Below are 14,644 nucleotides of genomic sequence, written 5' to 3'. Positions count from 1 at the left end.
GTGCCGGGCCCCTTCCCTGTGCCGCCGGAGCACTCCGTGCCGCAGGCGGGCTCCGGGTCCTCAGCCGGAGAAGCCGACGCGCGAGAGCCGCAGCGGGCCACGCAGTTCGACGCGCAGGTCGTGGACGCCGGACGCGTCGAACGGGGTGGTCACGGACGTGTAGGCGTACGGGCCCGTCGTGGGGGCGATGTCCAGGTGGGCGATCACCTGCCCGTCGCCCAGGGCCAGTTCGAGGGTGCCCTCGCCCGACACCTCGACCGTGACGGACCGGGCCGCCGGGCCGAAGTCACAGGCCCGGTAGACGAGTTCCGCGGCCCCACCGGTCGCGTCCGGGTTCGTGGGCGTCACCGCGTCGCCCGACAGCTTCGTACGGTCGACGATCCCGGCGCCCGTCTGCGCGTCGAAACCGGCCGCGTCCAGGCCGAGTTCGAGGACCGGGCGCGGGGCGGACGGGGTTCCGGCCGGCTCGATCGTCCCGCTCAGGCGGATGTCCTCGGCGGACGCGCCCGCGAGAAGTTCGTACCCGCCGGGCTCCAGACGCCGTCCGCCGTGCGCCACGTCCCAGAACTCCAAGGCGGAGAGCGGGAGTTCGAAGGAGAGTTCCGTGGAGGCGCCCGCGGGAACGTGGACCCGGCGGTGGGCCAGCAGTTCACGGCGGGGGCGTGGCACGGACGGGGCCACGGGGCGGCCGTAGAGCTGCGCCACCTCGTCGGCCGCCGTGTCACCGGTGTTGGTGACCGTGAAGGTGACGTGCGCGGACTCCTCCCTGACGCTCGCCGCGAAGTCCCCGTACGTGAAGGACGCGTACGACAGGCCGTGGCCGAACGGGAAGAGCGGGGTGCCCTCGAAGTACAGATACGTCTGTCGGCCGCCGATCACGTCGTAGTCGAGGAGGTCCGGCAGGTCCGCGTCGGAGGCGTACCAGGTCTGGGGCAGTCGGCCCGCCGGGGAGACGTCCCCCGCCAGGACGCGGGCCAGCGCGGTGCCGGCCGCCTGGCCGCCGTGGGCCGTCCAGAGGACGGCGGGGAGGTCGGCGGGGTCGAAGGCGTAGGGGTACGAGGACGTGACGATCAGGGCCGTGCGCGGGTTGGCGGCCCGTGCCGCGTCCAGCAGCCGCCGCTGGTGGGCGGGGAGGGCGAGGGTGGTGCGGTCCTCCGTCTCGCGCCCGTTGATGTGCGGGTCGTTGCCCGCGACCACGAGGACGACGTCGGCCGAGGCCGCCGCACGGGCCACCGCGGCCTCGCCGCGTTCCGTGATCTCCAGTTCGAGGATCGCCGGGTTCTCGTCGGCAACCTTTACGCCGTCGGCGGTGACAGAGACGTAGCGACCCGTACCGACATGTTTCAGGAGGTGCCCGTTCCCGTGCCGAGTTCCGGTCCCGGTCTCCGCGGAACCGACGGGTTCCAGCCGGAACGTCTCCTGGACGACCCAGCCGCCGGGCTGGTCCGCGGAGGCGCGCACGAAGCCGTCCTCGGCGACCGAGAGGTAGCGGCCGTCGGGAGCGCGGAACGTGAGGACGCCCTCGCCCCAGTCGATCAGGGCGAGTTCGGTGCCCGTGGCGTCGGTGGTGAGCGGGGGCAGGTCGGTGCGGCCCGCGAGGAGGGCCGGGTCCAGCGCGCCCTCGGCCCCGCGGACCTCGTCGCCCGCGTCGTCGGCCCGCGGCACGTTCAGATACGTACCGTCGGAGGTCTTCAGGCGTACGCGGTCCACGCCCTCGGCGAAGTGCACGCGGTCGGCGCCGAAGCGGTCGTACAGGCCCTCCAGCGGTGTGGAGCGGTGGATGAGGGTGCCGCTGTACCAGTCGAGCTTGCACTCGTCGGCGAGGAGGCCGACCACCGCGATACGGGTGCCTGTCCCGGTGAGGGGGAGCAGGCCGTCGTTCTTGAGCAGGACGACCGCCTGCTCCGCGGCCTCCCGGGCGAGGGCCCGGTGCGCGGGCGTGTCGAAGTCCTTGGAGTCCGCGTACGGGTCCAGGAGCGGGTCGAACTCACCGAGGCGGAAGCGGACCGCGAGCTGGCGGCGGACCGCCGCGTCGATGTCTGCCTCGGTCAACAGGCCTTGTTCCAGGGCGCCCTGGACACGTTCGACGATCTTCGAGCTGTCCGTGCCGTGGTCGGTGAAGCTGTCGACGCCGGCGAGCAGCGACGCGGCCGTCGCCTCCTCGTGCGTGTCGAAGTAGTGCTCGGAGTCGACCAGGTTCGAGGGCGCGCCCGCGTCCGAGCAGACCAGCAGGTCCTGGTCCGTCCAGGCGCGCAGATGCTCGCCCAGATACGGCGACACATGGTTGGGGCGGCCGTTGACCAGGTTGTACGCGGGCATCACACCGGCCACCGCGCCCGCCTCGACCGTCTCGCGGAAGGCCCGCAGATCGTACTCGTGCAGCACCCTGGGGCGCACCGAACTCGACGCGGTGGCGCGGTCCGTCTCGTTGTTGTGCGCCAGCCAGTGCTTGAGGACCGGCGCCGTGCGCCAGTAGGCGGGATGGTCGCCGCGCAGCCCCCGGGTGTACGCGGTGGCGATCGCCGAGGTCAGCTTCGGGTCCTCCGAGTAGCCCTCCTCGTTGCGGCCCCACAGGGGGTGGCGCAGCAGATTCACCGTGGGCGCCCAGACGTTGAGGCCGACGCGGTCGTCGCGCGAGCGCATGGCGCGGGTCTCGGTGGAGACGGCCTCGCCGACCCGGCGCACCAACTCCTCGTTCCAGGTCGCGCCCAGGCCGACCGCCTGCGGGAACACGGTCGCGGGGCCCATCCAGGCCACCCCGTGCAGGGCCTCCTGGCCGGTGCGGAACGCGGCGATGCCGAGGCGCTCCACCGCGGGCCCGAACTGGTGCAGCATCGCCACCCGTTCGTCGAGGGTGAGTCGCGACAGAAGATCGTCGATGCGCTTCGCGAACGGCAGCTGCGAGTCGCGGAAAGGCGGCGTTTGTGCAGTCACGCGAGGATCCCTTTACGGAAGACGAGGAGGAGCGGTACCGAGCTTTCGAAGCGCTTCGATGCTCATTCGACGAGTGGTCGGGTGTCAAGACACCCAGCCGCGACAACTCCTGATCCTCACCGTCATCTCACGGAGATTCCAAGGGGATTCGCGGGGGTGGAAGCGACCGGTACAGACCTTCACACCTCCGAGGAATGTTTGAATCGGCCCTTGTGCACCCTCAGGTGTTCACTTAACCTCGCAGCAACATCGAAGCGCTTCGACTCTCTTCGACCGTCGAAGACGCCGCTGCTGAGTGCGCAGACCTCCGAGGTCCTTCAGCTCAGCCGGCTCCGCTTCGGCTCAGCCAGTTCCACTCAAGACACCGCAGCCGACGGCCACACCGCCGGGTGTCCTGCTGTGCGCCACGAAGGGTTGACGCAATGACGCCGAACACCTCCGCCTCCGGCCCCAGCCGGAGAAGCTTCCTCGCCTCCACGGCGGTCGCCACCGCCGCGGTGGCCGGCGGGATGCCGCTGCTGGCCGCCTGCGGTGGCTCCGACGGGGGCAAGAAGGAGGGCACGACCTCGGGCAAGGACGCGAAGAAGATCCTTCCCACCTTCGTGGCGCAGAACGTGGTGACGCCGGACATCGCGTCGAAGAACGGGTCCTCGCTCGGCTTCACCGGCAAGCTCTCGCTCGCCGACCTGAAGACCTCGGTGTCCGGGAAACTCGGCAAGGGCAGCACCATCAAGATCATGTCGCCGTTCTGGGGCACGCCGCCGAAGGGCGACAACCCCTACTACGAGGCGATGAACGCGAAGATCGGCGCGAAGGTCGTCTGGCAGAACCAGGACGGCAACACGTACGACGAGAAGCTCGGCGCGGTGCTCGCCTCCAGCGACATGCCGGACGTCGTGGTGATCCCCGGCTGGAACATGGGCGGCAAGATACCCAGCGCCATCATCAGCAAGATGGCCGACCTCGGCCCCTACCTCTCGGGCGACAAGGTCAAGGAGTACCCGAACCTCGCCGCCGTCCCGACCGACGCCTGGCAGCGCTCCATCTTCGGCGGCAAGCTGCGCGGCCTGCCGATGCCCAGCTCGTACGTCGCCAACATCGTGCCGTACTACCGCAAGGACATCTTCGACAAGAAGGGCTACGAACTCCCCACTTCGGCGGCCGAGTTCCTGGCCCTGGCCAAGGAGATCACCAACGCCAGGGCGAAGGTGTGGGCCTGCGACGACATGAAGTGGACGGCCTTCAACAGCTTCGGTGTGCTGTCCGGCAGCGAGAAGTCGCTCGGCTGGAACTCCGTCGGCGGCAAACTGGTCTACCGCGTCGAGACCGACGAGTACCTCGAAGCGCTGGAGTGGACGCGCAAGCTGTACGCCGCCGGAGTCGTCCACCCGGACGCCAAGGCGCAGAACCAGGGCGACTCGTCCCTGCGCTTCGCCTCGGGCGAGGTCCTCTTCTACAACAACGACATCTCGCACTGGTGGGCCAAGACCGCCGAACAGGCCGCCCAGAACAAGGACTTCCGCATCGCGGGCATGGACATCTTCGGCCACGACGGCGGGGACCCCACGCTGTGGGCCGGCGCGCCCGCGAGCATCTTCGCCTTCGTCAACAAGAAGGCGTCGAAGGCCGTGATCCAGGACGTGCTGGCCGCCGCGAACGTCACCGCCGCGCCGTACGGCACCGAGGAGTACATGCTCACCAACTACGGGGTCGAGGGCACGCACTACACGCTCAAGGACGGCACGCCCACCAAGAACGACAAGGGCAACCAGGAGGTCCTGAACGCCTTCGTGATGCTGGCGAGCCCCGCCTCGACGATCGCGCACCCCGACCTCCCGGAGGTCGCGAAGGCGCAGGTCGAATGGCAGCAGCGGATGGGCGCCTTCACCAAGAAGTCCTCCTTCTACGGTCTCCAGATCATCGAGCCGGCCCGCTACACCAACCTCTCCAACGACTTCGAGCAGCTGGAGGACGACATCGTCCGCGGCCGCAAGAAGATCAGCGACATGCAGCAGGCGGTGTCGGACTGGAAGAGCCAGGGCGGCGACAAGCTGCGGGACTGGTACGGGAAACTGCTGGACGACAGCGGATCCGCGCAGGGGTGACGCGGTGGCACACGGCACCACTTCACGCGGCGGCACTTCACCACAGGGCAGCACTCCCCACGGCAGCACTCCGCGCGGCACCGCATCGCGCGGCGCCACCTCGGTCACCGACGCACCGCCCGACGCGGGGGTCTCCGAGGCCGAGCGGAGGACCCTGCGCAAGGCGTCGAGGAGGGCATCGAGGAAGGCCGCGAACGGCGGCACGTTCAAAGCCCGCCTCAAGCGGGACCGCACGCTGGTCCTGATGACCCTGCCGGCCGTCCTGCTGGTCCTGGTCTTCAACTACATACCGATCCTGGGCAACGTCGTCGCCTTCCAGGAGTACGACCCGTACATCAGCGACAACGGCTTCGTCGCCATCTTCCACAGCCCCTGGGTCGGCTTCGAGCAGTTCTCGCGGCTGTTCGAGGACTCGGCGTTCTGGGACGCCGTCCAGAACACCCTCGTCCTGTTCGGGCTGCAACTGCTGCTCTTCTTCCCGGTCCCGGTCCTGCTCGCGCTGCTCATCAACAGCGTGATCAGACCCCGGGTGCGGGCGGTGTCCCAGGCGATCCTCTATCTCCCGCACTTCTTCTCCTGGGTGCTGGTCATCACCGTCTTCCAGCAGATCTTCGGCGGCGCCGGCATCATCGCGCAGACCCTGCGAGAGCACGGCCACGAGGGCTTCGACCTCATGACCGACCCGGGGATCTTCAAGTTCCTGGTGACGGCGGAGGGCGTGTGGAAGGACGCCGGCTGGGGCGTCATCGTCTTCCTCGCCGCGCTGGCCTCCGTCAGCCCCGACCTGTACGAGGCCTCCGCGATGGACGGCGCCGGCCGGTGGCGCCGCATGTGGCACGTCACGCTGCCCGCGCTCCGTCCGGTGATCGCCCTGCTCCTGGTGCTGCGCGTCGGGGACGCGCTCACGGTCGGCTTCGAGCAGATCCTGCTCCAGAGGGACGCGGTGGGACCGGGCGCGGCGGAGGTCCTCGACACCTATGTGTGGTGGAACGGCGTCCGCAACCAGGACTTCAGTTACGCGGCGGCGGCCGGCCTGATCAAGGGTGTGGTCAGTCTCGGACTCGTCCTCGCCGCGAACAAGATCGCCCATCTCATGGGCGAGCAGGGGGTGTACAAGAAATGAGTGCCGTGACGGAGGGCTCCGTGACCGAGGATCGGCCGAAGGCCGCGGGGCGGAAGGCTTCCGGCCCCGAGGGGCTCGGCCGCTGGGCGGCCCCGCCGAGGCCCGTCTGGGAGGAGGAGCCGCGCAAGGCCGGGCTCGCGGGCAAGGGCATCGCCCTGACCATCGCCTGCCTGGGCGTGCTGTTCCCGCTGTGGATCGTCGTCGTCACCAGCTTGTCCACGAAGCAGACCATCAGCGAGGCCGGCGGGCTGGTGCTGATCCCCCGGGACATCACCTTCATCGCCTACCAGGAGCTGCTGAGCGGCGGCCAGGTCACCCGCGCCACCGTCGTCAGCCTGGGCGTCACCCTCGTCGGCACGCTGTTCTCGATGACGGTGTCGATCCTCTCCGCGTACGGGCTCTCGCGCATCGGGTCGCTCGGGCACCGCTGGTTCCTGATGATCCTGCTCGCCACGATGTTCTTCGGCGCCGGGCTCATCCCCACGTATCTGCTGGTGCAGTCGCTGGGGCTGACGGACACGTATCTGGCGCTGATCCTGCCGAGCGCGATCAGTGTCTTCAACATCCTGGTGCTGCGCGCGTTCTTCATGGGCATCTCGCCGGAACTCACCGACAGCGCGCGGATCGACGGGGCGGGGGACTGGCGGATCCTCTGGCAGATCGTGATCCCGCTGTCCCGCGCCGTCATCGCGGTGATCACGCTCTTCTACGCCGTCGGGTACTGGAGCGCCTGGTTCAACGCGTCGATCTATCTGAGCGATCAGGACATGATGCCGCTGCAGAACGTCATGATCCAGCTCGTCCAGAAGCAGGAACCTCCGGTGGGGCTGGGGCAGGCGATCAAGACGGGGCAACTGTCCGCGCTCGCCGTGCAGATGGCTGTGATGGTGCTGGCGTTGTTGCCTGTGGCGTTTCTTTCGCCGTTCGTCCAGAAGCATTTCAAGAAGGGGATGTTGACCGGGGCGGTCAAAGGCTGACCTTGCGCCTTCGGCGCCGGTCGGCCCGCTGTTTCTCCGACGGATGGGGACTGCTCGTCGATTGTCGGGTGCGGGTCCGTTGTGGCTGGTCGCGCCCACGCGGCGGAGCCGCACATGTCACAGCCCCGCGCCCCTTGGGAGCCTTGGCCGCTCCTCCTTTTGAACCTCTCCTCTCTTAGAACGAGGTATGTCATGCGCACGCCCCGCCCGAGCAGGCGAGCCGTTATCGCAGGGAGCACGGCCGCCGCTGCCGTGATCGCCGTCCCCGCCGTCGCCGTCCCCGCCGTCGCCGCCCCCGCGGCGGCCGCCCCCGCGGCGGCCGCCCCCGCGACGGACGCGCCCGCCTATCGCTGGCGCAATGTCGTCATCGGGGGGACCGGGTTCGTCACCGGGGTGTTGTTCCATCCGTCCGTACGAGGGCTCGCCTACGCCCGTACCGATATCGGCGGGGCCTATCGGTGGGACGACCGGGCCGCCCGGTGGATCCCGCTCACCGACCATCTCGGGTGGGCCGACTGGAACCTGCTCGGGGTGGAGGCGGTCGCCGTCGACGCCGCGCATCCCGACCGGGTCTACCTCGCCCTCGGTACGTACGCGCAGTCGTGGGCCGGGAACGGGGCTGTGTTGCGGTCCGAGGACCGTGGGGTCACCTGGAGCCGGACCGACCTCGATGTGAAGCTCGGGGCCAACGAGGACGGGCGGGGCGCCGGGGAGCGGCTGCTCGTCGATCCGCGGGACAGCGACACGCTGTGGCTGGGGACGCGGCACGACGGATTGCTGAAGTCCACCGACCGCGGGGCCACCTGGACGGTCGCGCACGGTTTCCCGGCGAAGCCGGGCGCGGCCGGGCAGGGCGTCGTGTTCCTGGTCGCCGCCGGGCGGTCCGTCTATGCCGGCTGGGGTGACGGCGACGGTACCCCGGGCACGGCGAACCTCTACCGCACCGCCGACGGAACGGCGTGGGAGGCCGTTCCCGGGCAGCCCTCCGGCACGTCCGCCAAGGTCCCGCTCCGGGCGGCCCACGACAGGCACACGCGCGAGCTGTACGTGACCTACGCCGACGCGCCCGGCCCCAACGGCCAGTCCGGCGGCAGCGTGCACAAGCTGCGTACCGTGACCGGCGAGTGGGCCGAGGTGACCCCGGTCGAGCCCGGCGGTACGAACCCCGACGGGTCCGCCGACACCTTCGGCTACGGCGGGGTCGCCGTCGACGCCCGCCGCCCGGGCACCGTCGTCGTCTCCACCAACAACCGCTGGGCCGCCGTCGACACGCTGTACCGCTCCACCGACGGCGGCGGTACCTGGACGTCCCTCAAGGACACCGCCGTCCTCGACGTGTCCGAGACCCCCTACCTCAAGTGGGGCGGCGACGAACCGAAGTTCGGCTGGTGGATCCAGGCGCTGGCCGTGGACCCGTACGACTCGCGGCACATCGTGTACGGGACCGGGGCGACCCTCTACGGCACCCGTGATCTGAAGCGCTGGGCGCCGCAGGTCAGGGGGCTGGAGGAGACCTCCGTACGGCAGCTGATCTCGCCCCCGGCCGGGCGGGCGCACCTGCTCAGCGGGCTCGGGGACATCGGGGTGATGTACCACGAGCGGCTCACCGCGTCCCCGTCGCGCGGCATGGCGTCGAACCCCGTCTTCGGGACGGCGACAGGACTCGCCCAGGCAGCCGCGGAACCGTCCTACGTCGTCCGGACGGGCTGGGGCGACCACGGGAACGGCGCCCGCTCCGGCGACGGCGGACGGACCTGGACGCCCTTCGCGGCCCAGCCCGCCCTCGCCAAGGACGCGCCCGGCCCGATCGCCGTCAACGCGGACGGCGGCGTGCTGCTGTGGTCCTTCGTGCACTGGGACGGCACGAAGCATCCGGCCCACCGCTCCACGGACGACGGCGCGACCTGGTCCGAGGTCGACTCCTTCCCGAAGGGCGCGACACCGGTCGCCGACCCGGTCGACCCGACACTCTTCTACGCGTACGACACCGACGCGGGGACCCTGTACGGCAGCACCGACAGCGGTCGTACGTTCACGCCGCGCGCGGGCGGACTGCCGTCGGGGGACAGCCAGTTCAAGGTGGTCGCGGCTCCCGGGCGCTCCGGCGACCTGTGGCTCTCGGTGAAGTGGAACGGGCTCTACCGGTCCACCGACGGAGGCGTGAGCTTCTCGAAGGTGGACAGTTGCTGGGCCTCGTACACCCTCGGGTTCGGCAAGGCCGCCGACGGTGGTGACGCCGGCGGGTATCCGGCGGTCTACCAGGTCGGCGCCACGGAGACCGTCACCGCCGTGTACCGCTCCGACGACGAGGCGCGTACCTGGACGCGGATCAACGACGACGCCCATCAGTGGGGCTGGACCGGAGAGACCGTCGTGGGCGACCCGCGCGTGTACGGCCGGGTGTACCTGGCGACCAACGGGCGCGGCATCCAGTACGGGGAGCCCGCCCGATGACCGGGCCGACAACCGTGGACGAAGGCCGCGCGCGCCCCGGTCTCGCCGGCGCCGCCCGTGGCCGCGTCCTCTTCGGCGGCGACTACAACCCCGAGCAGTGGCCCGAGGACACCTGGCACGAGGACGTACGCCTGATGAGGGAGGCGGGCGTCAACTCCGTCACTCTCGGCGTCTTCTCCTGGGCGAAGCTCGAACCGAGCCCAGGGGTCCGGGAGTTCGGCTGGCTGGACCGGCTGACGGACCTCATGCACGAGAACGGCATCGGGGTCGTCCTCGCCACGCCCACCTCCTCGCCCCCGCCCTGGCTGGGCCGGCTACACCCGGACACCCTGCCCGTCGACGCGGACGGCCGCACCGAGTGGTGGGGAGGCCGCCAGCACTTCTCGCACTCCAGCGCCACCTACCGCCGCTACGCCGCCGCCATCACCGAGGACCTGGCCGCCCGCTACGGGAGCCACCCCGCCCTCACGATGTGGCACGTCAACAACGAGTACTGCACCTACGACTGGGGCGACGAGGCGGCCGGCACCTTCCGCCGCTGGCTCCGGGACAGGTACGCAACCCTCGACGCGCTCAACACGGCCTGGGGAACGGCCTTCTGGAGCCAGGGATACGGCGACTGGCAGGAGATCCTGCCCCCGCGCCGCGCCCACTACATGAACAACCCCAGCCAGGTGCTCGACTTCAAGCGCTACACGTCCGACATGCTCCTGGAGTGTTACGTCGCCGAGCGCGACATCGTCCGCCGGTACTCCCCGGACCTGCCGGTGACCACCAACTTCATGCCGATGTGGGCGGGCCAGGACGCCTGGCGGTGGGCGCGGGAGGAGGACGTCGTCTCCGTCGACCTCTATCCGGATCCGCGCGACCCCTTCGGCGCGCAGGACGGCGCGCTCGTCCAGGACATGACCCGCTCCCAGGCCCGCGGGCCGTGGATGCTGATGGAACAGGCCGCGGGCTCGGTCAACTGGCGGGGTGTCAACCACCCCAAGCCCCGCGGCCTCAACCGGCTCTGGTCCCTCCAGGCCGTCGCCCGGGGTGCCGACGCCGTCTGCTACTTCCAGTGGCGGCAGTCCCGGCAGGGCGCGGAGAAGTTCCACTCGGGCATGGTCGGCCACGCGGGGGAGCAGGGGCGCACCTACCAGGAGGTCAAGCAGCTCGGCGCCGAACTCGCCCGCATAGGAGGTGAGGTGACGGGCAGTCACTCGACCTCCGAAGTCGCCATTCTCCACGAGTGGAACGCCTGGTGGGCGGGCGCGCAGGACGGCCGGCTCTCCCAGGAGGTCGACCACCCGCAGATCGTGCGGGCCTGGCACCGCGCCCTGTGGGAAGCGCACATCACCACGGACTTCGCGCACCCCGAGCACGACCTGTCCGCGTACAAGCTCGTCGTCGTGCCACAGCTCTACCTGCTCACCGACACCGCGATCGGCAACCTCGTCGCGTACGTACGAGGAGGGGGCACCCTGGTCTGCGGCTTCCTGACCGGGGTCGCGGACGAGGACGACCGGGTACGGACCGGTGGCATGGACGCCCGGCTGCGGGAGCTCTTCGGCATCCGGATCCTGCACGAGCGGTGGCCGCTCGGCCCCGGCGAGCACGCCGAGTGCGACGGCTTCCGGGGCACGCTGTGGTCGGAGGAGATCGAGCCCCTGACCGAGGCCGGGGACGTCGTCGCGCACTCCCTCTACAAGGGCGGCGAACTCGACGGACTGCCCGCCGTGCTGCGCAGAGGGCGGGCCTGGTACGTCTCCACGCTCCCCGAACCCGACGCGCTGCGCGCGCTGTTGGAGGGCGTGGCCGCCGACGCGGGGGTGCGGCCGGTGCTCGAAGGACTGCCCGCGCAGGTGGAGGCCGTACGCCGGGGGGACCTGCTCTTCGTCCTCAACCACGGGCGCGACCCGGTCACGGCGGCGGTGCCGGGGACGTACCGGGACCTGCTCGGTGCACAACAGGTCACGGACTCGCTGGAGCTGGGCCGGTACGGAGTGGCGGTGCTCGCACGATGAGTATCAGCGCCGACGCCGGTACCGGTTCCGGTTCCGGAGCCCCGCTTCCCTCGTCGCACGGCACCTGGGAGCCGAGCCCGGCCGGGCGCTGGGAGGACGGCTTCCTGAGCGGCAACGGCCGGCATGGCGCCCTTGTGTTCGGCGATCCGAACGACGACCGGGTGATCGTCACCCATCACACCCTCGTCCGGCCCAACGGCGGCGAGCACGCCCGACCTCCGGAGCTGGCGGCCCAACTTGCCTCCCTCCAGGACAGGTTGCTCGCCGGTGACCCGACCGCGGCCGAGGAGTTCACGGACGGGCGCCCCCTGCAGTGGGTGCAGCCCTTCCACCCGGCCTTCCAGGTGCGGATGCGGCGGCCGTCCGACGGGGAGCGCGACTACCGCCGTACGGTCGACTTCACTACGGGGGTCGCCGAGGCGCACTGCGCGGGCTGGCGCAGCCGGGTCTTCGTCTCCCGCGCCGACGACGTGATCGTCCAGTACGTGAGCTCGCCGGGGCCCGCCCTGGACATCACGCTCGACCACCGGCTCCCGGGCGCCCCCGACGGGCTGCGGGTCAGCGACGGAGCGGTCCTCACCCCCGAGGGCGCCGTGCTCACCCTGAGCGCCCGCTATCCCGGCAGCGACCGCGCGTACACCGGCGTGACGCTGGCCGTGGTCACCGGCGGCCGGACGACGCTGACCCCGCCCGGCATGCGTGTGGCGGGCGCCGGGCCGGTCCTGCTGCTGACGCGCGTGGAGCGGCACACCGGGGAAATGGACACGGTGGCGCGGGCGCAGGCCCTGCGCGAGCTGCTGCCGGACGGCGCCGACCCGTACGGCGGCCTCCTGGAACGCCACCTGCGCCTCCACCGCACCGCGTACACCCGCACCTCGCTCGCCCTCGGCGCCGACGACGCCGAACGCGCGCTCCCCGGCTCCGAGTTGCTCAGGCGGCCCGAGAGCCCGGCCCTTCTCGAACGGCTCTTCGCGGCGGGCCGCTACCACCTGCTGTCGGCCGGCGGGATGCTGCCACCGCGACTCACCGGGCTGTGGACCGGAGACTGGGACACGGCCTGGTCCGGCGCCTTCACCACGGACGCCAACCTCAACCTGCAGACCGCGTCGGCCGTCGCGGCCGCTCTGCCCGAGGTCGTCGAGGCCCACGCCACGCTGATCCACGGCCAGTTGCCGCACTGGCGGGACAACGCCCGGGCCGTCTTCGGCGCGCGCGGAGTGGTCGCCCCGCCCCACACCGACGGCGAGTCCGGGCACACGTACCACTTCAGCCGCGAATACCCCCTGCACCTGTGGACGGCGGGCGCCGACTGGCTGCTCAAACCGCTCGTCGACCACGACGATGCCCGGGGGAAGCGGGACCCGCGGCTGGCCGCCGTCCTCGCCGAAGTCGCGCTGTTCTACGAGGACTTCCTCACCCGCACCGACGAGCACGGGCATCTCGTCGTCGTCCCCTCCTACTCGCCCGAGAACCGCCCTGCGAACGCGAGCTGGGGCGCGGTCAACGCCGCCATGGACCTCTCGGCGGCCCGGCACGCCCTGCTCACCGCGGCCGCCTACCACCCGGGCCCCGACGCCGACCGCTGGCGGGCGCTGGCCGGGCGGCTGCCCCCGCACCGCGTCAACGACGACGGGGCGCTGGCCGAGTGGGCGTGGCCCGGCCTCGACGACACGTACGACCACCGGCACCTCAGCCATCTGTACGGTGTCTGGCCCCTCGACGAGATCAACCCCTACGACACCCCGGCGCTCGCGGCAGCCGCGCACCGGGCGCTCGAACTGCGAGGCGCCGAGAACGACTCCGCGCACGGCCATCTCCACCACGCCCTCGTAGCGGCCCGGCTGCGGGACGGCGAGCGGGTCGCGCACGCGCTCGGCGAGGTGCTGGAGGGCGACTTCTTCCACACCTCCCTCATGAGCGCGCACTACCCGCACCGCGACGTCTACAACGCGGACGCCGCCCACACCCTGCCCGCCCTGATCGTCGAGACGCTGATCCAGTCGACCCCCGACCGGCTGGTCCTCCTCCCCGCACTGCCCGCAGGTCTCCTCGCGGGCGAACTCCTGGGCGTACGGACGAGGTTCGGCGCCGAGGTCGACCTCAGCTGGAGTCCGCGGGAGGCCCGGGCGGTGCTCCGGCCCACCCGCACCCGCTCCATCGACCTGAGAACTCCCTCCGGTACGCGAGAGCTCTCCCTGCGTGCCGGAGAGGACCGCGTCCTCACCCTGGGGCCGCGGCACACGCACGGCGCAGCCATCCCCCACATCCCCCCACCCATGGAAGGGACACCATGGCAACACGCACGCTGACCATGAAGTCGAAGAGGAACAGGATCACCAAGGCACTGCTGGCTCCCGCGCTCGCTCTCGGAGCGACCGTCGGGCTGGCCTCCGCCCCCGCCTCCGCCGCGGTCTGGAACTCCTGCGACCAGTGGGGCAACACCAGCCTCAACGGCTACACGCTCTACAACAACATCTGGGGCTCCGGCGCCGGCAGCCAGTGCATCTGGGCCAACTCCGGTACCAACTGGGGAGTCTGGGCCAACCACCCGGGCACCGGCGGCATCAAGTCGTACCCCAACTCCAAGAAGGTGATCAACAAGACGATCACCTCGCTCGGCTCGCTCTCCAGCAGCTACAACGTCACGGTCCCGTCGGCCGGCGCGTACAACACCTCGTACGACATCTGGGACACCGACTACGACTACGAGATCATGCTCTGGGTCAACTACAACGGAGCCGTCGGTCCGCTCGGCACCTCGCAGGGCAACGTCACGCTCGGCGGTCACACCTGGGCCGTCTACAAGGGCAACAACGGCGCCAACGAGGTCTTCTCGTTCCTGCGCACCTCGGACTCGAACTCCGGCTCCGTCAGCATCCTGCCGATCCTCAAGTGGATCAAGGACACCAAGGGCTGGATGGGCAACGAGACCATCGGCGACGTCCAGTTCGGCTTCGAGGTCACCTCCTCGTCCGGCGGCCTGGACTTCGTCACCAACAACCTGACGGTCAGCAGCAGTTGACGGACCCGCACCGCGCGTGA

General features: G+C 70.6%; 8 protein-coding genes. 7 read left to right on the top strand and 1 reads right to left on the bottom strand.

Features of this window, described 5'->3' with window-relative positions; translation table 11 throughout:
* Positions 1 to 60: 60 nt before the first annotated feature.
* Complete coding sequence (locus tag OHS59_RS13485) at positions 61 to 2,934, bottom strand: glycoside hydrolase family 3 C-terminal domain-containing protein (RefSeq protein WP_328493655.1); 2,874 nt, start codon at positions 2,932 to 2,934, stop codon at positions 61 to 63.
* 422 nt (positions 2,935 to 3,356) lie between these two features.
* Here OHS59_RS13485 and OHS59_RS13480 point away from each other — a divergent pair, with 422 nt between their 5' ends.
* From OHS59_RS13480 to OHS59_RS13450, 7 genes are all read left to right on the top strand, one after another.
* Positions 3,357 to 5,039, top strand: a complete 1,683-nt coding sequence (locus OHS59_RS13480; RefSeq protein WP_328493654.1) for an extracellular solute-binding protein — start codon at positions 3,357 to 3,359, stop codon at positions 5,037 to 5,039.
* 4 nt (positions 5,040 to 5,043) lie between these two features.
* Positions 5,044 to 6,162 (top strand): ABC transporter permease, encoded by a 1,119-nt coding sequence (locus OHS59_RS13475; RefSeq protein ID WP_328493653.1) that lies wholly within the window; start codon positions 5,044 to 5,046, stop codon positions 6,160 to 6,162.
* Positions 6,159 to 7,139 (top strand): carbohydrate ABC transporter permease, encoded by a 981-nt coding sequence (locus OHS59_RS13470; protein WP_443061433.1) that lies wholly within the window; start codon positions 6,159 to 6,161, stop codon positions 7,137 to 7,139. Before OHS59_RS13475 ends, OHS59_RS13470 begins: the two co-directional genes overlap by 4 nt.
* Before the next feature lie 192 nt (positions 7,140 to 7,331).
* Complete coding sequence (locus OHS59_RS13465; RefSeq protein WP_328493651.1) at positions 7,332 to 9,593, top strand: 1,4-beta-glucanase; 2,262 nt, start codon at positions 7,332 to 7,334, stop codon at positions 9,591 to 9,593.
* The gene (locus tag OHS59_RS13460; RefSeq protein WP_328493650.1) at positions 9,590 to 11,602 is read left to right on the top strand and encodes a beta-galactosidase; all 2,013 of its coding nucleotides are present in this window, start codon (positions 9,590 to 9,592) and stop codon (positions 11,600 to 11,602) included. Before OHS59_RS13465 ends, OHS59_RS13460 begins: the two co-directional genes overlap by 4 nt.
* Entirely contained in the window at positions 11,599 to 13,911 is a 2,313-nt protein-coding gene (locus tag OHS59_RS13455; protein WP_328493649.1) for a glycosyl hydrolase family 95 catalytic domain-containing protein, read from the top strand. The genes OHS59_RS13460 and OHS59_RS13455 overlap by 4 nt, the downstream gene beginning before the upstream one ends.
* Complete coding sequence (locus OHS59_RS13450; protein WP_328493648.1) at positions 13,893 to 14,624, top strand: glycoside hydrolase family 12 protein; 732 nt, start codon at positions 13,893 to 13,895, stop codon at positions 14,622 to 14,624. Before OHS59_RS13455 ends, OHS59_RS13450 begins: the two co-directional genes overlap by 19 nt.
* The last annotated feature ends 20 nt before the right edge of the window (positions 14,625 to 14,644 follow it).

The sequence above is a fragment of the Streptomyces sp. NBC_00414 genome (assembly GCF_036038375.1).
Lineage (GTDB): Bacteria > Actinomycetota > Actinomycetes > Streptomycetales > Streptomycetaceae > Streptomyces.
The sequence above is the reverse complement of the archived record's forward strand: the minus strand, read 5'-3'. Positions and strand labels throughout refer to the sequence as shown.